We start from the raw sequence: 20,980 nt of genomic DNA, 5'->3' as shown, positions 1-20,980 counted from the left end.
AATACTAAGTAGAAAGCAACCATAAATCATGGCCACCGGCAAAATCATTTACTTTATTATGCGCAAATGAGCCGTCTCCATCTGAAGCGCTTCCAGCTTTGTGGATAGGTTTACCAATTGCCCTTTGGTTGCCTGATTTACCTGTTCTTGACTAACCCTAAAGTCATGAAGAGCAGTGATTTGATTGTGAAAATCTGATTCTAGGCGAATTTGGCTCTCCTTTAATTCTATTAGATCTACTTTTATTATTGCAACATCTGATTTTAGTTGACTGACATCTTGTTTTAATCCGCTGACATCTTCTTTTAATTGACTGACGTCTTGCTTTAATCCGCTGACATCTTCTTTTAATTCACTGACGTCTTGCTTTAATCCGCTGACATCCTCTTTTAATCCACTGACGTCTTGCTTTAATCCTTGAAACTCACTGAACAGTTTTGTGAATTGATCTGCGATAAATTCCTGAAACTTTTCGTTATCCAATTAATCAGCTCCTTGGAAACAATTATTTTCTCAGATACTTATTCGCCAGGATAACATTATTTTCCTTCATTCGGTAAAACACTTTCCCTATCAATTTGAACTGATGCGGCGCTTGAGCGCTCCAACGACAACACTCGCCAGTACGGCATAGTCTTCAGTCGGTAAAATCGAAGCGGCTGAAGAATCAAATAAAATATTTCCGGAAGCCGGAAACTCATCATCGGCACTCCACAGTATCAAGGTTACTGAGACGCGCGGAAAAACCCTCAGGGTGACCCCGACATTTCCAAGTTCATTGGCTTGTCCTCCCAAACGGGCAGCTGCTTCAAGCAACTTATCAGGTTCCGGGCCAAAACTCCGTACGAGTGGATCAATTGCTCGGTGAGTAAAGGGCTGGATATAAATACTTCCTCCGGGCAGCTCTTTAAACGAAATTAATTGTCCTGTTGCGGCACTTTCAGTAAGATTGGTCAGATAATGAAGAATTAAGATCTGGGTGAAAACGGGAAGTTCTTCCGCGGATGCCTGTAAACGAAAATTCCCTTCAGGATAGTCTACATAGTAATGTCCACCGAGAAACTCAACAGAAAGCGCATTACCCTCCAGAGGAAACCCTGAACAGCGAGCCATAGCTTCTAAAGAAGCCGCTCGAAACCTTTCCAAGGCCACCTGATGGGCAGCAGTATAATTCACCATACTCTCTCCCTCTTTCTTTGTCCTAAAGGTACCGTCTAGAGTTCACCGCAAGACCGATAGGTCTGCTGCAAAAGCAGGGCATCCTCCTCTAAATTGGGGCTTTCGCAAATCACTAACCCTTCCACCCCAAAAGAATGACAGGCTTTCAAAAGCTCTTCATAGCGCAGATCAGATTCTTTAAGAATGAGATGCCGCTTCTCGCCCTTGGCCCCATATTCAATGCCTGAAATATGAAAATGCACATTTTTCACCCACCGCTCTCCCAAACCACTGGCCGCCTCGTGAAGAATTTGGCAAAACTCGTCATAAGAATTAAAGCGGCCATTCGTCCGGGCATGAAGATGACTAAAATCAATGCAGGGCAATACTCCGGGAACTGCTTGAGCAATCCGAATGGTTTGCGCTAAATCTCCGAATTGGCTTCCCTTACCTGTCGTTTCAGGACGGAGTACGACATCATTGTCCTCTGCGTCAAGAATCTCTCGGACAAGCGTTAATTCCCTAATAATTCTGGCAAGAACCACATCTTCAGAATCCTCATGATTGAAGGCCGGATGAAAAACAACGCTCCGCACCCCAAGTAGCTTGGAAATCCGGGCACTCTGAATAATACGGTCACGACTCGCAGCGACTTTCTCCGGCTCGCGAGAATTGAGATTAATATAATAAGGACCGTGACAGCTTAGAGCTATCCCTTCCTCCTTAGCCACAGCGCCAACTTTTCTTGCCTTCTCTTCTCCCATCCTTACACCTTGGACAAACTCAATTTCCATAGCACCCAGTTTTAGCTCACGAATTCGGCGCACTCCGCCTTCACTCGACCGATCGGCAGAGGATAAGGGAACGCCGGCCGTTCCAAATAATAATGGCAAAAAATATTCACTCCATTTTGTTATTTTTTCTCACATTATATCTTTTTTCCACTTAAAAGCCAACGCTCAAATTAATAGCAGCATAGAGAAAAAGAACATTAGTTCACAATCTTTTTGCTCAACCCCGTTAAGCAGAAAACTCAACAAATCCAGAATATCTGCCAAGGAGTCAAGTTTTTTCAGCCAAACATTTCATTATTATAAAAGTTAAGATAAGTCTTTTCCTCGGCTTCCATAAATATTCATAGTTTAGTTACATACCATCCTTTAAAAAGTACATACTAAGATTGTTTCATTAAAACAGTCAATGGTTGCAAGAACCTACCAGGCGAAAGGAGGATTCCACATGTCTAGACGTCGCAATAGCATTATGTCTAATCAATTAAAAGAACAGATCGCCCAGGAATTAGGTTTTGCTGGGACCCTTCATCAAGAAGGTTTTGGAGGGGTTTCTTCAAGAGATTGTGGAAATATGGTAAAAAGGGCTATTGAATTAGCTGAACGCAACTTGCCTAAAAATAACATGACTCAATAAAAATTAATTTAACCTATGTCCACCATCTTAATGTTTTTGTTATAGCGATGACTAAAACATCTTTTTCAAACTTTGTAAAAGATAGGTCGCACCTAAAACAGCCCTTATCAGAAAGGATAGGAGGCTGTCTTTCTATTGGGCGATTTTTACTCTTTGTTATATTTAGGAGGGATCTTTACAACTACTTACTGAAACCTATCTTTATCAATTGTCTCCTTTTTATGGGCTACTGTAATATAGCACAGCCCATACCCCAGTATTGAAAAAAAAGAAGCAGTTACAAAAAAGTCCAAACTCATAGGAACACCTTCCCATCTTGGATTTTAATGAATCCTTGTCGTACAATTTTTTCAAAGTGTTAAATTATGGTTTGCCGGTAGTAACTTTGGCCCCATAAGCAAGAAAAGCCTTCTCCCAATTATCTACGTAAGACCCCGTAGCCCACTCAGCCATAATAGGAGATTCTCCATCTTTCAGCTCAAGTTTAAGCAAAGGTTCACTATCTAATTGATCAACACTGATTCCATAAACATACAGCTTTGTTTTGGTCATAACAAGGGCGATGTCTCGATTTGGTGAAGTAAAAGCATCAACAGCATCAGGAACCCGGTCAATAATAGTCTTCCAGTTGAGGCATAAAGTATCGTAATAAATTAACTTAGTAGGCGGAATTAAATTCATATTATAATCCAGGCAGTGGGCTGTTCCCTGGCTTAAATAGTTGATTCTTCCTTGAAGATACCAATGTCCATTTTTGCGGGCCAAGCCAAAATTCTCTTCAAAATTATCTTTATCAATCAGAGTAAACCCTTCATTGCTCAAAGCGCGGCTTGCTAAAGCCCTGGATTTAGTATATGCGCTAAAACCACTGTCTTCCAGCAGGTCTGAGGCCTTGATTCCTGTCTGGGTAGAGATTTTATCCACAGGCAAAACCTGTAGCTGATTGATACCATTGGTATTGTTTTCTATGGCCACATAATCATTGCCCACGTAATCGATAATCTTCTTTTGAAATCCCTGAGCCTTGGGCTGGTCAATTTCCAATCCTCTGGACGGAAGTTTCGCGATCTTAGTGGTTACATCGTGAGCCGATAGCTGATCATCTTCTGCCGCTCCATCAAGCTGACGGTGCACCTGCAATTCCCAAAAGCCACTTGTACGGGGAAAAAAAATGTTATTGCTCGTTAAAACCTGATGAAGCTGCTTATTGTCGGCGGCCAGCCATAACGTCTGATAAACGACCTCACCGTTTTGCTGTAGTTTCACCCCCAGCAAAATACCGGAAGCACCTGCCCTGTTTTGATTCTTTATATCCTCATCACTGGAGTGTACGTCTGCAAGATGATCCGCTTGCTCAGAAACCTTTTGGAGAAGTAAGACATTATTTTGGACAAAAGCTATGATCTTGGAGTCGTTGATTTTCATGAATTCACCCAGGAAGTTTTCCGCCGTAGTTAGAGTGATTACATCGACTTCCTTATTGGCTGGAACTAAGGTGCCTGGAAGAGAAAGATATTTAGTTAATAAATAATCCGTAGAGTTTACCTTTTTAATTTTATACGTAGGATTACTCCAAACATAGTCGCCAAACATGGCGGCTTCTGAGGTAAATTGAGCAGTGTCGCCTACCCATTCCTGATTTCCCTCTCCAGAATGCAGGTCCTGGAGCACCTTCCATTTTCCTTCCAGCGGGCAGGTATTATTTACCGGCGGAACGATCTTACCCGCTGTAGTCCAGGAAAGATTGGAACAACCGCCGAGTAAAAAGATAAGAAGTAAGACGAGCATACCTTTGCCTAATCTAGTCATGGGAACTCTCTCCTGTGGGCAAGGCAATAAGAACGTCGGTTCCTTGGTTAAGCACACTACTAATCTCCAGCTTACCGCCCATTAACGTTACAATCTCCTGACAAATTGATAACCCAATCCCATTTTTGGAGCGTGAGCTTTTCCCTTTATAAAATTTTTCTTTAACCATAGGCAGTTCTTCAGCCCTTATTCCGCAACCGCTGTCTGAAATTGTTACAATAAAACCCTCTGTTTGAGTTTCAATGCTAATGGTAATCCGCCCACCAGCCGGCGTAAAATTAAAAGCATTATCCAAAACATTGATAAAAAGCTGCTTAAGTCGGTTGGGATCTGCGTTAAGACAGGGCAAGTTCTCCGGACACTGGAGTGTAAAATCGATGTTTTCTCTCACCGCTCGCGGGGTTAATTGTTTATGAATATAACTAATGAGGTTTACTAAATTAATTTCCTCATTTTGCAGTATGATTCTGCCAGAAATAAATTTAGAAAAATCCAAAAGCTCTTCAACCATATGAGTTAAGCGCTCACTCTCTTTAGCAACGATACTGAGACCATCTTTAAGCATTTCTTTCTGTTGGAATTTTTCATTTTGGAGGGTAATAGCCCACCCCATAATTGAGGTCAGCGGAGTACGCAGCTCGTGTGAAACTGAAGATATAAAATCGTTCTTCAGCTGATCTTTTTTCACGATTTCATCAGCCATATAGTTTAAGGTATCCGAGAGTTTGCCAATCTCGTCTTCATGGGTTTTCTTACTTCTCGCCTGAAAATTGCCTGCAGCCATCTCTTCAGCGGCTTTAGTAACTTCTTTCAGAGGTATGATAATCGTATTGGCTAAAAAAACGCTCAGCAGCCCAACGACGAAAATTACCAGCAAACCAATTGCTATGAAAATATAGGCCGTATTTTGAATATCTTGATCAACAAACTTCAGCGAAGTAATAAAGCGCAAGGCCCCAACTACTTCATTATTAGACTTTAAGGGGTAAGCGACAGTCATAACTTTTTGACCTTTTAAGATTCCAACCCATTTGCCCATTTTTCCATTCAAAGCATCATTAATATCGCTGTTGGCCGAATCCCCAATAGGAATCACGCCGAGAGAATCCATCACGATAGCGCCGTCTTTGTCGACGATCTCCACCTCAGCATTGCTTTGGTTCCAAAAAGCATCAACATTATAAAGAACATTTTCCTGCAAAGAAGTATTCGAAAAATACTTGGCATATAAATCAGCCGAAATCTTAATTTGGTTAGTGAGACTGCCTTCCAAGCTTCCATAATAATTCTGCCGGACGGTACCGATGAGCAAAACTTCAAGTATAGAAACAGTAATAATAATGACGATCATAAAATTGACGGTCAGTCTGATTCTAATACCCTTCATCTTATGACGGCTTCTGTTGCCAGCGATACCCAGAGCCCCAAACAGTTTTGATATACTTGGGCTGAGACGGATTATCTTCAATTTTTTCCCGCAGGCGCCTAATATGCACATCAAGCGTTTTCGTATCTCCAAAATAATCTTCCCCCCAGACAGCATTTAGCAGCTCGTTTCGTTTAAGTGCCCTCTCTGGGTTCTCCATAAATACTTTCAGCAAAGCAAACTCGGTAGGAGTCAGCTCAATTTCCAGGTCTGTTTTAAAAAATTTATTTGAAGTAATATCCAGACGCAAGTCTGTGCAATAAAGGACCCGTTTAGTTTCTCTGGATGCGACCTTACGCCGAAGCACTGCCTTGATGCGAGCAATTAATTCAAAAGGATTAAAGGGCTTTACCATATAATCGTCTGCGCCAAGTTCTAAACCTAAAATTTTGTCGGTATCCTGCCCTTTGGCCGTCAGCATAATCACCAAGGTTTCCGGTACAAACTCACGAACCTGCTGGCAAACCTCCAACCCACCAATGCCAGGCAGCATAAGGTCGAGCACAATAAGTTCGGGATTAAATGTTCTCAACATAGCAAGGGCTTCTTCTCCGCTCTCAGCTTCACCTACCTGATACCCGGCCGCACTGAGATTGAGAGTTATAAAGCGTCTGATCGACTCTTCATCTTCAACGACCAGAATTTTGGGCTTTTTCTCGTTCATTGGACCACTCCATTTATTCGACTTTTCAAGACACATTCATCTGTCTACTCTTTTATTGTAATCCATCTCGGCAGCAAACCGGTAATTTTCTTGACAACCTTTATTATGAATAATTTACTTTTTATGTAATATGTCTTTTGATAATCTGCATTTAGAAAAATAAGCATTAATAATACTTTAACAATACACTTTTTAGATCGGTAATTTATTACAAAATCTTTAAAAATAATTACAAAACGATTAAAAAGCAATAAAAAAACCGAGGCAAAAACCTCAGCTTTCTTATTGCTTCAAAGCGGATCAGTATAGTTCTACTTCAATCAATTTGTGATTAAGCACATCCACGAGCCCTAAGTCCGTCAATCCTAATTCGGGAACCGTTGGCAAAGAAATGAAACAGAGGCTCATAAATGGAGAAAGCAAAGGGCATCCAAGCTGTTGGGCTACCGCATTAATCTCTTCAAGTTCCTTCAGTACAACCTCAGCCGGTTTCTCACTCATCAAACCGCCGATGGGCAGTTCCATCTTAGCGAGGACTTGTCCTTCAGCAACGACCACCATACCGCCTTGCAGATTGCCAATCGCCTTCGCCGCCAAAGCCAAATCTTCATCACGAGCGCCGACACAGACAATGTTATGATGATCGTGCGACATGGATGTGGCTAATGCTCCCCTGTTTAGCTGAAACCCCTTGACAAAACCGATCCCAACTCCTCCGGTCTTGCCATAGCGCTCAACAATCGCCAATTTTAAGATATCTTTTTCCGGGCTGCTGACAATCTGTCCGTCAACTACAGCAAGTTCTTCTTGATCCCACTTATTGATAATTTGGTCGGCATAAATGCCAATCACATTAACCCTAGTTGCCGGCCCTTGACTTTTGGCGGGGACGATAAAAGAGCTGGGAGAGATAGGCACTTTGAGTTTAACCGTCTCTTTTATCCATTTAGGGTAGCTGCCGCGTCTGCTTTCCACCACGAGATGACCGTTTTCGGCAACAACCTTCCCTTCATAAATAACCTTGACCGGGGTGATATTGGCTAAGTCTTCAACAAGTAAAATATCAGCCATTCTGCCGGGGGAAATGCTTCCTATCTCATCCTCTAAACGAAAATGCCTTGCCGAATTCAAGGTCGCCATTTGAATCGCCTGCATTGGCGGCATTCCCAGGGAAATCGCCTTATTAACATTGAAGTTGATATGGCCTTCATGGCGAATATCGGTAACATGTTTGTCATCGGTGCAGAATATCAGGTGTTCGTGGCTTAGACCGTTTTTGAGAACCCCGGCGATCAGTTCTCCCACATTACGTTCTGTACTGCCTTCCCGCAGCATCACCGTCATTCCTAATTGCACTCTCTCTAAAAGCTGCTCATAGGAAACACACTCGTGATCATCGGACATACCTGCGCTGGCATAGACATTAAGCTCTTGCCCAGCACGGCCAATAGCGTGACCATTGACAATCTTGCGGCGTTGCAGAGCAGCAGCAATCTTTTTAAGGTATTCTTCTTTAATAAAAAGGACTTTAGATGGGTCCAGTTCACCTAAACTAATACTTTCCGTCCAATTTAAAATCTCTTCCACTTCCGCAAGCCCTAGAATGCCACCCGTCGTCTCCAGACCCGGTGCAGTAGGCACTCTGGAAGATACTTGAATAAACGTTCGGTAAGGAAGATTGGCGATGGAATTAAGCAGTACTTTTACACCGTCAATTCCCGCCACATTAGCGATCTCCATGAGATCTGCCATGATTGTCGTCGTACCATGGGGTACAAGAACATCAGCCAGAGCCTCAGGTGAGAGCAGTGTGGTTTCAAAATGCATATGCCCGTCAATTAGGCCCGGAATGGCATACATTCCGCCACAATCGAGGGTTTTTTCAGCACTTAATCTTGCCGAAGGGTCAATAGAAACAATCCGTTTCCCTTGAATATAGATATTGGTGGGATATATCTGGGCTGAATAGACATTCACTAAGTTTACATTCTCCAGCTTTAGATCGCAAGCGGTCAGACCCAACCCCGCTTCAAGCACAGTCTTGATTTCTTCATAGGTTCGCAAAGTTCCACACCCCTTAGCGTTCTTCACGTGAATAGGAGATTCCCAGAGCGGCAGGTGTTCCGGAACGCCTGTTTTTGGTTTCCCGAGTCGTGAAAACTAAAACGATAAATGTAAAAATATAAGGCAGCATCTGCAAAAAATAGGAAGGAATCATAATCCCCAGGGCTTGAAGATGCAAACCCAATGAGGCAATGACGCCAAACAGCCAGGCACCTAACAGGGCACGGCCAGGATCCCAAACGGCAAAAATAACCAGGGCAACAGCAATCCAGCCGCGGCCCGCCGACATGTTTTCCATCCAAGAAGGAGAATAAGCCAGTGATAAATAGGCACCGCCGGCACCGGCAAACATGCCTCCGACAATGACAGCAGCATAACGAATAAAAAAGATGTTGTGCCCCAGAGCATCTACAGCCGAAGGATTTTCACCTGCCGCCCTGAGAAGAAGACCTACTTTTGTTTTATAAAAAACAAACCACAGTATGACAACGAGAATTACACTGAGGTAAACCATAAGATCCTGATTAAAAAGCACTTTGCCAACAACGGGAATTTGGGACAAAATGGGAATCGAAACTGCTTTGAACGTCGAGGTAGGCGGGATGCCAACCAAACTACGCCCCAGATAAGCAGACAAGCCGGTGCCAAAAATAGTCAAGGCAAGACCACTGGCCACTTGATTAGCCCTAAACAAGATGGTAATCACCGCATGAATTAAGGCCATAAGTCCGCCGGCGCCTAAAGCCACTAACAAACCAAGCCATTTATTTTGGCTGAGAGTTCCTACGTAAAAAGCACTTACAGCTCCTACGAGCATCATGCCTTCCACCCCCAGATTCAAGATACCTGAGCGTTCGGCAATGACCTCCCCCAAAGAAGCATATAAAATCGGAGTTCCTGCGACAACCCCGGCTGTCAGGATGGCGATTAAATAGTCTAAATTCATACCGTCATACCTTCTTTCTTACTAAACGGTAATTGTTAAAAATTTCCCCTGCCAGCACAAAAAACAAAATTGAACCTTGAAACATAGAAACCATGCTCGAAGGAAAACCGGAGGTTTGCAGGCTAAATCCTCCCACCAGCAATCCACCCATTAAAAAGGATACGAGAAGGATGCTTAAGGGGTTCAGTCGGGCAAGCAAGGCAATAAGTATGGCGGTATAGCCATAACCCGGAGAAATGGTTTGCTGCAAACGGTGAAGTACGCCTGAAACCTCGGCCATCCCGGCCATTCCCGACAAGGCTCCGCTTAAAAACATTACCATAATAACATTTTTAATATAATTCATACCGGCATAATCGGCTGCTTTACGGCTGGAACCGCTGACGCGTATCTCATATCCCCACTTGGAGTATTTAAGGACAAAAAACAGCACAAGGGCAAGGATCAGCATTAAAAGAAATGCGTAAGTGATGCGGGTATTGCCAAAGGATGGAACCGTCGCACTCTGAGCGAACTCTTTAGTGAGGGGAAAATTATTGCCTTTAGGATCTTTCCAAGGGCCATAGACCAGGTAAGCAATCCAAAAATAGGCTACATAGTTGAGCAAAAGCGAGCTGATCGTTTCATTGACATTCCAAAAAGCTTTGGGAAGAGCCGGAATCAAAGCCCAGACTCCGCCGCAGATAAAACCTGCAAGCAGCATGAGGGGAAGTAACATTAACTTGGGCAGGTCTGAAAAAAACAAAGCAAAATAGGTCGCACCGAAAGCTCCCATATAAAATTGCCCTTCCGCCCCAATGTTCCATAATTGCATACGGAAAGCCAAGGAAACCCCAAGGGAGCAAAGAGCTAGCGGAATCATTTCCACAATCGTTTCGCCGAGACCGTACATTGATCCCACGGAAGATTGTAAAATCTCACTGTAAAGCTGCAAAGGGTCTTTTCCGGTGATCCCGACAAAAATACCGGCAAAGACCAGTCCAAGTACAATCGAGGTTAAAGAAATAACGACCTTCTTTAGCGCAGAACTTGAATTTGTTTTCTTAATCTCCCATCTTCCCATCAGTTTACGATTCATGAAGATCTACCTTTCTTTTGCCGGCCATCATCAGCCCGATTTCTTCACGAGACGTTTCATTCGGCTTGACAACGCCCATGATTTCCCCGCCATGCATGACTATAATGCGGTCTGTCATGGAAAGAATGTCTTCCAGATCCTCTGAAATGAGGAGCACTGCTTTGCCTTTTTCGCTCTCACCGATGAGCAAGCGTTTTACATAATCCGTCGCACCGATATCAAGGCCGCGCATCGGGTAAACCGCAATAATTAGTTTAGGATCGGAATCAATTTCCCGTGCCAGCAAAAGCTTTTGAATGTTTCCCCCTGACATCATTTTAACTGGGTTTGACGTGCTCGCCAACCTAACATCAAATTTCCGAATCAACTGTTCAGAATCGCTTCTAACCTTATCCCAAGAAATAAAAACACCGGGGTATTTGCGATAGTTTTTAAGGGCTACATTTTCATAGGCGTTAAGGTCCGTTACAAGTCCGGTCGTCATGCGATCTTCAGGCACATAACTGATTCCCAGATCGATTCGCTTTTTACGTCCGGATTTTGTGCAATCCTTGCCGCAGAAAAAAATACTTCCCTGCTTAACTGAACGCATGCCTGCCACCGCTTCGGCAAGTTCCTTCTGTCCATTGCCATCAACTCCGGCAACACCGAGTATCTCTCCTTCATATATATCCAGTGAAATATTCTTCAATTTTAACAAACCGTTGTTTCCCAAAGCCGACACCTCAGCCAAGGACATAATTTTATCCTCTTTGGAAGTAATCTTCTTTTCCGTCCGCGCGGAAATATCTCTGCCAACCATCATTTGGGCCAGCTCTTTTTCGTTTGTAGTGTTTGTCCGAACAGTACCGATAGATTTGCCGTCACGAAGAACGGTAATACAATCTGTGTTTTCCAAAACCTCATTCATTTTATGAGAAATAATAACAATGGATTTTCCGCTTTGGGCCATCTTTTGTAATGTCGAATAAAGAGCCTTGGCCTCTTGTGGCGTCAAGACAGCAGTCGGCTCGTCGAGAATCAGAAACTTGGCGCCAAGAAGCAGTAATTTGATGATTTCTACCCTCTGCTGCTCTCCCACTGAAAGCTGCCAAATTTTAGCCTTGGGATCAATACTCAGCCCAAAGGCTTCCGATTGCTGAATTATTTGCTGTTCAATTGCTTTAAGATGATAAATTTGTTTCAGATTTTTAATACTGAGCATCACGTTTTCCGCAACTGTGAAGGGCTGAACAAGCTTAAAATGCTGATGCACCATGCCAATGCCACAGTTGACAGCATCTTTGGGAGATGAAAATTCCACTTTCTTTCCCTCAATATAGATCTCGCCCCCGTCAGGCCGATAAAGGCCTGTAAGCACGCTCATTAGCGTGCTTTTTCCCGCTCCGTTCTCGCCGAGCAAGGCATGAATTTCTCCTGAGTTCACACTGAAAGAAACTTGGTCATTGGCCAGGATTCCCGGAAATTCTTTTGTAATTTTGCGCATTTCCACCATGGGTGCATTCCCCATTGATCTCACCCTTTCAATATTATCGCAAACCGGCGAGAATCTCGCCGGTTTGCGGATAACATCATTCTTCTATTTTCAGCCGGTTAAGATTTAGGAATTGTTCCCACGACGCCTTTGACAAACCAATCGACGGAAAGGAGCATCTGATCTGTAGCTTTATCGCCGTCTTTAATCTTCACATTACCGCTTTGGTCATAAACCGGTCCTTGGAAGGGATCAAATTTGCCGTCAATAATATCTTGGCGTTTCGCATTTACGGTAGCCTGGAAGTCTTTGTCAACTTTAGAGCTGAAAGGCGTTATGTCAATGACGCCGCCGTCTTTAATTCCGCCTAAATATTGAGTTGGTTTCCAGGTCTTATTCATAACATCTTTAACAACTTGCACGAAATAGGGACCCCAATTAGATACATCGCCGACGAGAATAGAATTGGGGGCAAATTTGGACATATCCGAATCATGCCCAATAGCCAGCACACCCCGATCTTGTGCCGTCTGAGCAAAGGTCGGAGAGTCAACATGCATCGCCAGAACGTCCGCTCCTGCGTCAATCAGACTGTTGGCGGCAGTTTTTTCCGTCCCCGGATCGTTCCAGGAATTGGTCCAAACAACTTTAACTTGAACTTTTGGGTTAATGGACTGAGCGCCAAGGGTAAAGGCGTCAATGTTGCGAATGACCTCAGGTGTACCGAAGGGTGCCACAAATCCAAGCACATTGCTCTTGGTGTATTTGCCTGCCACCATACCGGTGAGAAAACGGGCCTGGTAGTCCCGATTGAAATACGTTCCCAAATTGTCTGTGGTTTTGTAACCACTGCAATGTTCAAACACTACATTGGGGAATTTTTTGGAGACATCGACCATGTAGTCCATGTAGCCATAGCTGGTGCCAATGATAATATTATTGCCTTTTTGAGCAAGCTCCGTAAAAACGCGTTCGCAGTCCGCTGTTTCCGCAATGTTTTCAACATAGGTTGTTTCTACGTTCTTCATATTTGCTTCCAGATATTTTCTGCCCTGATCCTGAGCATAAGTATAACCGAAGTCACCTACCGGCCCGACATAGACAAAAGCGACCTTAATTTTTTGAGCCGCCGGCTGGCTGCTTCCTTGGGTATCCGTACTCGCCTGTTTGCTCCCTTGAGAGCACCCGCTGAGCAACAAGGTCATGATTACGACGAAGATCAGCGCCATAATACTGACTTTCCTGGTTTTTTTCATACTCTTTCCTCCATAATCTTCCTCAATTTATTATTCTTTCTCGGATTTACTCACTTGAAAAAATCTCTTAGTTCATCCCTTCTTCCTGACCTTGAAGTCCTAAAATTCACAAAAACTCAGCTGCATTGCCGCTTTTGCTTCCCTGTAAGGGGGTATGCTTCCGGGGGAACCTGCAGGATGTGCAACCTCTGATCGCACCTAACTTTAGAACTCTTCAAATCCCCCTATGATTTGGTATCAATATTTAATGATGCCAATGGCAATGCAACTAAGTTTATAGTGTATCTTTAATAGTTATTTATTATCTTTAGCAGAAGGTTATTCTAAAAAGTCAATTAACTTAATTGCTTTAATGTTGGCAACTAAAAATATGTAATTTCTTAATGGGCTTCCTGCTTTTTCCTTATAATAAACCAAAAAGAAGTTATATATCTCCCGATTTTGACCGAGGATTATAGCTTCTTTGCTACCTAATCTACTACATCGTGATTAGCTACGACCTAAATTATAATAGTTTTTGAGCGATAGTTCAAGTACTCTCAAGCGGAGGAAGCATCTAATATCTAATAGAATCCTACGTTGGCGGACTATACCGCTCAGAATTTTATTATTGGCATTGGGAATACTTTAAAGGTTTCCCTAAGAAAATCTGCTTTCATCAGGAGAGACAACCTTATGCAACTACATTTAACCCAATTGCCGGAACTTAGCCCCAACTGTCAAGCCTTCCCTCTCGTCCGGCAGTTCCTCAATCGAAGCGTATATCTTGGAATCAATGTCCTCAAGGACAATGATATAACAGTTCTTGATTGCGGTGTACACGTTTCAGGGAGCTGGGAAGCAGGGAGGTTGTATGCCTCCATATGCTTAGGAGGTCTAGCTGAGGTTGAGCTGCATTGGTCTGGTTACAAGGATTTTTCTTGGCCTGCCGTTGAAGTAAGAACCGACCATCCTCTCAGGGCTTGTCTGGCATCTCAATATGCGGGCTGGCCTATTAAAACCGGTCAGAAATTGGCCATGGGGTCGGGGCCGGGGCGAGCCATCGTTCACAGGGGAGAAATTTTCGAGAAATTAGGCTATAAAGATAACTCCAAAACTGCAATTATTTGTCTGGAAAGTGAGACTTTACCCACTGCCGAAACTTTGAGGCAGATTTCAGACCTCTGCCAGTGTGATCCCCAAAATCTCTATATTTTAGTAGCCCCCACCGCCTCTTTAGTCGGTTCCGTCCAAGTAAGCGCAAGAGCCTTGGAAACCGGGCTATCTAAGCTGATGTTATTAGGCTATGATTTAGGAAATATCATTTCCGGCTGGAGTACTTGTCCTCTTGCTCCAATCGGGAACAATACTCTGCAGGCTTTAGGCAGGACAAATGATGCGATCCTTTATGGAGCGAGCGTATACTACAGCCTTCGTGATGACGATAAGGCGTTGGAATTGCTTGTAAAACAAGTCCCTTCGTCTTTCTCGCGGGATTATGGACAGCCTTTCGAAAAACTGTGCCAAGGTTACGAGAATTTCTATGATCTTGATCCCTTGACCTATAGTCCTGCCGAAGTGTGGCTCAATAATTTAAACACCGGCAATACCTTTCACGCCGGAGCCGTAAATACTGATATTTTGCGCCGATCGTTTGGCTTGTGAGTAAATAGTATATTAGCGAGGAGATATAATGCTTGACGTTTGTTTGTTGGGAACCGGAGGTATGATGCCATTGCCCGGCAGGTGGCTGACAGCCCTCCTTGTAAGACATAAGGGAAGAATGATCTTAATCGATTGTGGAGAAGGAACTCAAATTCCGCTGAAAATGACCAAATGGGGTTTTAAAGCTATTGACGCCATTCTATTTACCCATTATCATGCGGATCACATAGCCGGCTTACCTGGGCTGCTTCTTACACTTGCTAATTCTGGCAAGGAAGAACCGTTAACCTTAATGGGACCTCCCGGCCTGAAAAGAATCGTTGAGGGGTTAACGGTTATTTCACCTGAATTGCCCTATGCTTTGAGATTATTTGAACTATCCGATTTGGAAAGCACTGAGGTCTGCATCGACAATCTGAAGATAAAAAGCCTGCCTGTTGAGCACACTCTTCCTTGCTTATCCTATTCCATTGAACTTAATAGACAAGGAAGTTTTAAAGTCGAGCGTGCTCTGGAACTTGGGATTCCTTTAAACTATTGGAACAGTTTGCAGCATGGCCTTACCTTAACACTTGAAAACAAAATTATAACTCCGGAAATGGTTCTTGGTGAACCCAGGCAGGGAATTAAAGTTTGCTATTGCACAGATACAAGACCAACGGAGGATTTGGTTAAATTTATTGGAAACTCAGACCTTTTTATATGTGAAGGAATGTATGGGCACGAAAACGACTCAAATAAAGCCGGACAGAAAAAACATATGACATATTCAGAAGCCGGACTACTTGCTAAACGAGGAAATGTAACCGAACTTTGGCTCACACATTACAGTCCATCTTTAACAAATCCGGAAGACTTCATTGACTCTGTCAGGACAATTTTCCCGAATGCCAAAGCCGCAAAGGATTTAGATACTAAGTCGTTAAACTATAAAAATCAACAATAATGTTATTTGACTGGAAAAGCTTTACTTGCAAAATAAATTCTCTTGACTTAGAGTATACTCTAAGGTTTATTCTATTTTCTGAGAGCGAAACAGTATTTTAAAAAAGGCAAAGGGTGATGATTCAATTTTGCATCACTTGCCTTTCTTTTTGGCTTTTTAGGATATAGAAGCAAAAAATCATGGCGACAGCCTTACTCGTGTTTTAAGTACAGAATCCATCTAAAAATTGGCTCTTCTGTACTGATATATTTTAAGAAACAAACTTGAGTGGATTTAGGAGGTTGTTAAAACATGGAGAAATCAAAGGTGTATTTTGCTGACTTGCATGTGACAATGAAAGAAAATTTACAGCAGAAATTGAACCGTTTGCTCAAAACAGCGGGGATCGGTCAGATTGATTTCGCGAAAAAGTATGCCGCTATTAAAATTCATTTCGGAGAGCCGGGCAATTTGGCTTATTTGCGCCCCAATTTTGCCAAAACAGTGGTAGATCTTGTCAAAGATCTGGGTGGGAATCCTTTTTTAACGGACTGCAATACTTTATATGTTGGTGGCCGGAAGAATGCCCTTGAACATCTGGATTCTGCTTATCTCAATGGCTTTTCTCCTTTTTCCACAGGATGCCACGTATTAATCGGCGATGGCTTAAAAGGCACTGATGAGGTCTCAGTTCCTGTTAAAGGCGGTGAATATGTCCAAGAGGCCAAAATTGGCCATGCCATTATGGATGCCGACATTTTAATTTCCTTAAATCACTTCAAAGGCCATGAGTTAACAGGTTTCGGCGGAGCACTTAAAAACATAGGCATGGGCTGCGGGTCCAGGGCAGGAAAGATGGAAATGCACAGCAGCGGAAAGCCCCGTGTCTCTGAAAAACTATGTATTGGCTGCGCCATGTGTACCAAAATCTGCGCCCACAGCGCCATTACCGTGACGGAGCGCAAAGCCTCCATTGATCACAGCAAATGTGTAGGTTGCGGACGCTGTATCGGGACATGTCCCACAAATGCGATCCTAGCAGCTTGGGATGAGTCTAACGACATCTTGAACAAAAAAATGGCGGAATACGCCTGGGCAGTATTACATGAACGCCCCCATTTTCACATTAGTTTAGTCATCGATGTTTCTCCATTTTGCGACTGCCACGCCGAGAATGATGTGCCGATTGTTCCGAACGTAGGTATGTTTGCTTCCTTTGACCCGATAGCCCTTGATGTTGCCTGTGCCGATGCTGTCAACCGCCAGCCTGTTATGGCGGGTAGTCTTCTTGAAAAAAGCAGCCATAATCATGACGATCATTTCACAAATGTCAGCCCAAACACCGACTGGAGAGTAGGGATCGACCACGCCGTAAAACTGGGTTTAGGCAGTAAGAACTACGAGTTGATTACAATCTAACGTGTGAGGGGATTTATTTATGGGGTATACAATTAGCCAGGTCGCTGAAAAATTTGATCTCACGGCCCATACAATCCGCTACTACGACAAAGAAGGATTGCTGCCGTTTGTCGATCGAAGCAAAACCGGAAACAGGGAATTTTCAGACAGCGATCTTGACTGGCTAAAACTTATCTGTTGTTTGAAAAACACCGGAATGCCACTTAAACAAATCAAGCAATACATCGAATGGTGTTTGCTGGGAGATGATACCTTGGAAATTCGGAGACAAATGTTTATAGACCACCGCAAAGAGGTATTAAAACAAATGGAGGATTTACAAGAAAATCTCAAAACCATTGATTATAAGCTTAAATTTTATGATACGGTTTGCAGCGCACCTAAAAATAAAAAGCAATGTATTTAAATGAACACAGACTAACTGTTTACTGAAAATTTCCAAGAAAATATTCAAGAAAAAAGCTTCCTTCGGACGATAAACTATCGTCCCGAAGGAAGCTTTTTCAATTCTCCGGTTTTTACTGCTTTATCCTGCCAAATTATCGCAAACAGATCTCCTTATGATACCGCGGCTACCATTGAATTCGATAGGATTCTACAGTATTCGAGTAATTCATATTGTATAAATTGCCGCTACGTGCTAGACTTCAATTAATAAAATATCATGTTTTTAATCTTTAATATTAAATTCTATGCTTTCTATTTTCTAATTTTAAATAAAGGGTGGTAGAGAATCATAGCTAAAAATGTTAAAGTGAGTACCTTTCAGAAAAAACATAGTTTAGAAATCATTGCGCATATTGCCCAAGAGCTGGAGAGTATTTTAAATCAATATGAAAACTGGGAAAGTGCTCTCGACCCATTGAGAGAAGCAATTGAGCGAAATCTCGGCAACAATGAATTTTTATTACTCTGCGATTTAAACGGACTGGCTTTAGTTCACTCCAACCATTTAAGAGAAGGTCTTTATTTTAATAATGAAACAGAACTGAAAGGTGCTCAGTGTACTCAACCAATCACCCAGGTCTATCATCGCAATACAGGAGAGGTTTTGCTGGATGCCGCCTGTCCCATTTTCGTCAAAGGCAACCACGCCTATGGTGTACGTTTGGGTATCCCTCTTCAGAAACGACGTCTTGCCAAACATGTGTATCTGGGGATCTTCCCGCTGTTTTTGCTCGGTGGAATCTGGGTAATCTTAAGTTCCTTCTCTGCGGTGTCTGTCAGCGTGACAGTCAGCGCTTTAGTGATCCAAGCTCTTTATAGTTATTGGCTCAAAAACAAATTAGCAACTGCCCTGCAAGAAACATTTAAAGTCACCAAAGCGATTGCTAAGGGAAATTTAAAGACTAAGGCTAAAGCCCATTCAGAAGACGAATTAGGCAGTTTATCTTATGAAATAAACAAGGTCTCCATCGGAATTACCTCCATTATCACAGATTTAGCCTCTATTTCCGAGAAAGCTCAGAAAATGAGTCAAACCCAGGCAGCACACACTCGGACGTTAATCGAGAATCAGGAAACATTTGCAGCCACTTTGGAAGAGTTTAGTGCAGGCGCTACTGAACAAATTCAAGGAATGGAACAAGCGCAAACCCAAGTGGATGAAATCCAAGCCGCTTCTCAGAGTATTTTGGCAAGTACCCACGAGGTTCTTTCCTTAGCGACATCTGCCAAAGCCACCAGCCAAGATGGAACATCAGCTGTCAATGAGGCTATTCAAGAGATGGAAGTTATTCATCAAGTTACGGAACAGGCTAACCGCTCTATTTTAAGTTTGGCTGAGCAAGCACAAAAGATAGGGGACATCATTTCTGTTATTAACGGAATTTCCGCCCAGACTAACCTCTTGGCTCTCAATGCCGCGATTGAGGCGGCAAGAGCCGGAGAACATGGCAAAGGATTTTCTGTAGTAGCGGAAGAAGTAAGAAAACTTGCGGACAGCTCAGCTCATTCCTCCAATCAAATAATGCAGCTTATTTCCAATGTGCAAGAAATGGTCACTGCAACAGTAGAAAATATCAGTCAGGGAATGGGAGTAGTCGACCACGGCAAAGCAATCATTGAACAAGCCGGTAAAGCCATTACTTCTCTTGACGAAGTTATAAACGCAACCTCCTGCAAAGTGGAAGAAAATCTGCAAAACGCCAACCAATTGTTAAATCAGAGTCAACGTCTAGCTGAAACCCAAAGGCTGGCTACAACTATCGCCAGCCAATTCGCCGAAGGAGCAGCTCAATCGGCAACTGCCGCCGAACAGCAAATGACCTCGACTCGGGAAATTGCCGCCATATCCTCGGAATTAGCTCAAACTTCCGTGCACTTGCACCAAGTGATTCAGCGCTTTGAGTGGTAAGACCGCCTGCACTTTCTTCAGATACGGACTGACATCGTTTGGGTGTCAGTTTTCTTTTAGTTTCATATTCGGAGCAATAAATGAAGCCGTCTATAAATTCATATACGTACGGGTTAACGGTAAGCTATTATTAACACCTTTCGTAAATAAAAATTGATGAAGATCGATATTGCCGGCGTGAAAAGAAGCTGCACAGGAGTTGAGATAGAGCCGCCACATCCGGATAAAGGTTTCATCTTTCATTTTTTTAATTATGGGCAGGGCCTCTTCAAAATTCCGGGCCCAATGTTCCAGCGTTCGAGTGTAGTGTTCACGAAGACTTTCCAAATCAAGGAAATAAAATCCATTAGTGGCTATGAGCACAGCTAATTCTTGCACCGCAGGAATGTAGCCACCGGGAAAAATGTATTTATTTATCCAGCTATTTGTCCCCGCTTCTTCATATCCTGTTATACAGTGCAAAAGGGATATGCCTTCTTCATTCAAGAGGGATTTGACAGTTGAAAAATAACCGTTGAGGTTTCCCTTGCCGACATGTTCGATCATCCCGACACTCACCACTCGGTCAAAGGTTCTGCCTTTCAGTTCACGATAATCAATCAGCTGAACTTCGACCAAATCTTGCAATTCCTCATTTTCAATTCTTTCCGTAACTCTGGCATATTGTTCCGAACTCAGGGTAACACCCAGGGCTTTGACCCGATAAGTTTTAGCCGCGGTGATAATGAGCTCTCCCCATCCACACCCGATATCGAGCAGCGTTTGTCCGGGATGTAAATTCAGTTTGCGCAAAATGTAAGCCACTTTATTTTTCTGGGCCTGAAATAAACTGTCTTCAGGCGTCTGAAAATAGGCGCAGGAATAGGTCATGGTTTCATCCAGCCATAACTTATAAAAATCGTTTCCTATATCGTAGTGAAATTGAACGTCCTCTTTACTTTTACGAAGGCTGTGGGAAATTGCTTTATACAGCTTGTCAAAAACATTTTTTTGATGAAGGAAACTCGACTGATTCTTATAAAGAGATTCGATAACTTGTTTGATATTTCCCTCAATCTCTATCTTTTTGAACATATACCCCTCGCCGAAAGCCAGAGAGGGATCACTAATTATCTCTGATTTGGGAATGGGCTCGTTGAAATCAATCCGGAACAGTGGTGTCCCTTCTCCATACTTAATGATTTCCCCATCCCAGAACTGGACTTCACAGGGATCGGCAAACAGGTTTTTCATAAGGTTTCGATAAAAAGCCTTATCAATATCCATTTTACACCTCCATACATTTTTCGCTTCATGCTCCGCTTCGTCTCTGTCCGCAACAATCCTGAGAAGC

General features: G+C 43.0%; 18 protein-coding genes. 6 read left to right on the top strand and 12 right to left on the bottom strand.

Going from position 1 to position 20,980, the window contains the following annotated elements:
- Nucleotides 1-48: 48 nt before the first annotated feature.
- From REC12_RS07005 to REC12_RS06995, 3 genes are all read right to left on the bottom strand, one after another.
- Nucleotides 49-483 (bottom strand): hypothetical protein, encoded by a 435-nt coding sequence (locus REC12_RS07005; RefSeq protein WP_308893152.1) that lies wholly within the window; start codon nt 481-483, stop codon nt 49-51.
- A 90-nt stretch (nt 484-573) separates the two neighbouring features.
- The gene (locus REC12_RS07000; protein ID WP_308893222.1) at nt 574-1,176 is read right to left on the bottom strand and encodes a DUF3786 domain-containing protein; all 603 of its coding nucleotides are present in this window, start codon (nt 1,174-1,176) and stop codon (nt 574-576) included.
- A gap of 38 nt (nt 1,177-1,214) precedes the next feature.
- A complete protein-coding gene (locus REC12_RS06995; RefSeq protein ID WP_308893151.1) occupies nt 1,215-2,051 on the bottom strand; it encodes a TIM barrel protein in 837 nt (278 codons plus the stop codon).
- Between the two features lie 346 nt (nt 2,052-2,397).
- Here REC12_RS06995 and REC12_RS06990 point away from each other — a divergent pair, with 346 nt between their 5' ends.
- Nucleotides 2,398-2,586, top strand: coding sequence for a small, acid-soluble spore protein, alpha/beta type (locus REC12_RS06990; RefSeq protein ID WP_308893150.1), 189 nt, complete (start codon nt 2,398-2,400; stop codon nt 2,584-2,586).
- Between the two features lie 363 nt (nt 2,587-2,949).
- Here the strand turns inward: REC12_RS06990 and REC12_RS06985 are convergent, their stop codons facing one another.
- The 8 genes from REC12_RS06985 to REC12_RS06950 form a co-directional block, all read right to left on the bottom strand.
- Nucleotides 2,950-4,395, bottom strand: coding sequence for a hypothetical protein (locus tag REC12_RS06985; protein WP_308893148.1), 1,446 nt, complete (start codon nt 4,393-4,395; stop codon nt 2,950-2,952).
- The gene (locus REC12_RS06980; protein WP_308893146.1) at nt 4,388-5,782 is read right to left on the bottom strand and encodes a sensor histidine kinase; all 1,395 of its coding nucleotides are present in this window, start codon (nt 5,780-5,782) and stop codon (nt 4,388-4,390) included. The genes REC12_RS06985 and REC12_RS06980 overlap by 8 nt, the downstream gene beginning before the upstream one ends.
- Before the next feature lies 1 nt (nt 5,783).
- Nucleotides 5,784-6,485: a winged helix-turn-helix domain-containing protein gene (locus REC12_RS06975; protein ID WP_308893143.1), complete on the bottom strand. Its 702-nt coding sequence runs from the start codon at nt 6,483-6,485 to the stop codon at nt 5,784-5,786.
- 300 nt (nt 6,486-6,785) lie between these two features.
- Complete coding sequence (gene ade / locus REC12_RS06970) at nt 6,786-8,549, bottom strand: adenine deaminase (protein WP_308893141.1); 1,764 nt, start codon at nt 8,547-8,549, stop codon at nt 6,786-6,788.
- Nucleotides 8,550-8,562: 13 nt separating this feature from the next.
- Nucleotides 8,563-9,495, bottom strand: a complete 933-nt coding sequence (locus tag REC12_RS06965) for an ABC transporter permease (protein WP_308893139.1) — start codon at nt 9,493-9,495, stop codon at nt 8,563-8,565.
- A gap of 4 nt (nt 9,496-9,499) precedes the next feature.
- A complete protein-coding gene (locus REC12_RS06960) occupies nt 9,500-10,573 on the bottom strand; it encodes an ABC transporter permease (RefSeq protein WP_308893138.1) in 1,074 nt (357 codons plus the stop codon).
- Nucleotides 10,563-12,083, bottom strand: coding sequence for an ABC transporter ATP-binding protein (locus tag REC12_RS06955; RefSeq protein WP_308893136.1), 1,521 nt, complete (start codon nt 12,081-12,083; stop codon nt 10,563-10,565). Before REC12_RS06955 ends, REC12_RS06960 begins: the two co-directional genes overlap by 11 nt.
- Nucleotides 12,084-12,166: 83 nt before the next feature.
- Nucleotides 12,167-13,303, bottom strand: coding sequence for a BMP family ABC transporter substrate-binding protein (locus tag REC12_RS06950; protein ID WP_308893135.1), 1,137 nt, complete (start codon nt 13,301-13,303; stop codon nt 12,167-12,169).
- 675 nt (nt 13,304-13,978) lie between these two features.
- On the opposite strand from REC12_RS06950, the gene mch reads away from it, so the two are divergent.
- The 5 genes from mch (at nt 13,979) to REC12_RS06925 (ending at nt 19,647) form a co-directional block, all read left to right on the top strand.
- Nucleotides 13,979-14,947, top strand: coding sequence for a methenyltetrahydromethanopterin cyclohydrolase (gene mch / locus REC12_RS06945; RefSeq protein ID WP_308893133.1), 969 nt, complete (start codon nt 13,979-13,981; stop codon nt 14,945-14,947).
- Nucleotides 14,948-14,975: 28 nt separating this feature from the next.
- Complete coding sequence (locus REC12_RS06940) at nt 14,976-15,893, top strand: ribonuclease Z (RefSeq protein ID WP_308893131.1); 918 nt, start codon at nt 14,976-14,978, stop codon at nt 15,891-15,893.
- 291 nt (nt 15,894-16,184) lie between these two features.
- Nucleotides 16,185-17,291, top strand: coding sequence for a DUF362 domain-containing protein (locus tag REC12_RS06935; protein ID WP_308893130.1), 1,107 nt, complete (start codon nt 16,185-16,187; stop codon nt 17,289-17,291).
- 19 nt (nt 17,292-17,310) lie between these two features.
- Nucleotides 17,311-17,697: a MerR family transcriptional regulator gene (locus tag REC12_RS06930; protein WP_308893128.1), complete on the top strand. Its 387-nt coding sequence runs from the start codon at nt 17,311-17,313 to the stop codon at nt 17,695-17,697.
- A 348-nt stretch (nt 17,698-18,045) separates the two neighbouring features.
- Nucleotides 18,046-19,647, top strand: a complete 1,602-nt coding sequence (locus REC12_RS06925) for a methyl-accepting chemotaxis protein (protein ID WP_308893126.1) — start codon at nt 18,046-18,048, stop codon at nt 19,645-19,647.
- 90 nt (nt 19,648-19,737) lie between these two features.
- Here the strand turns inward: REC12_RS06925 and REC12_RS06920 are convergent, their stop codons facing one another.
- Nucleotides 19,738-20,913, bottom strand: a complete 1,176-nt coding sequence (locus tag REC12_RS06920; protein WP_308893123.1) for a class I SAM-dependent methyltransferase — start codon at nt 20,911-20,913, stop codon at nt 19,738-19,740.
- Between the last annotated feature and the right edge of the window lie 67 nt (nt 20,914-20,980).

The sequence above is a fragment of the Candidatus Desulfosporosinus nitrosoreducens genome (assembly GCF_030954495.1).
Taxonomy (GTDB): Bacteria; Bacillota; Desulfitobacteriia; order Desulfitobacteriales; family Desulfitobacteriaceae; genus Desulfosporosinus; species Desulfosporosinus nitrosoreducens.
Note: the sequence above shows the minus strand (reverse complement) of the source record. Positions and strands in the feature narration are given on the sequence as shown.

Excerpts from the sequence above, each read along its gene's own strand:
- REC12_RS06920 (WP_308893123.1), bottom strand. The coding sequence starts at position 20,913 with ATGGATATTGATAAGGCTTTTTATCGAAACCTTATGAAAAACCTGTTT.
- REC12_RS06950 (WP_308893135.1), bottom strand. The coding sequence starts at position 13,303 with ATGAAAAAAACCAGGAAAGTCAGTATTATGGCGCTGATCTTCGTCGTA.
- REC12_RS06955 (WP_308893136.1), bottom strand. The coding sequence starts at position 12,083 with ATGGGGAATGCACCCATGGTGGAAATGCGCAAAATTACAAAAGAATTT.
- REC12_RS06965 (WP_308893139.1), bottom strand. The coding sequence starts at position 9,495 with ATGAATTTAGACTATTTAATCGCCATCCTGACAGCCGGGGTTGTCGCA.
- mch (WP_308893133.1), top strand. The coding sequence starts at position 13,979 with ATGCAACTACATTTAACCCAATTGCCGGAACTTAGCCCCAACTGTCAA.
- REC12_RS06940 (WP_308893131.1), top strand. The coding sequence starts at position 14,976 with ATGCTTGACGTTTGTTTGTTGGGAACCGGAGGTATGATGCCATTGCCC.
- REC12_RS06930 (WP_308893128.1), top strand. The coding sequence starts at position 17,311 with ATGGGGTATACAATTAGCCAGGTCGCTGAAAAATTTGATCTCACGGCC.
- REC12_RS06985 (WP_308893148.1), bottom strand. The coding sequence starts at position 4,395 with ATGACTAGATTAGGCAAAGGTATGCTCGTCTTACTTCTTATCTTTTTA.
- REC12_RS06935 (WP_308893130.1), top strand. The coding sequence starts at position 16,185 with ATGGAGAAATCAAAGGTGTATTTTGCTGACTTGCATGTGACAATGAAA.
- REC12_RS06980 (WP_308893146.1), bottom strand. The coding sequence starts at position 5,782 with ATGAAGGGTATTAGAATCAGACTGACCGTCAATTTTATGATCGTCATT.
- REC12_RS06990 (WP_308893150.1), top strand. The coding sequence starts at position 2,398 with ATGTCTAGACGTCGCAATAGCATTATGTCTAATCAATTAAAAGAACAG.
- REC12_RS06975 (WP_308893143.1), bottom strand. The coding sequence starts at position 6,485 with ATGAACGAGAAAAAGCCCAAAATTCTGGTCGTTGAAGATGAAGAGTCG.
- REC12_RS06960 (WP_308893138.1), bottom strand. The coding sequence starts at position 10,573 with ATGAATCGTAAACTGATGGGAAGATGGGAGATTAAGAAAACAAATTCA.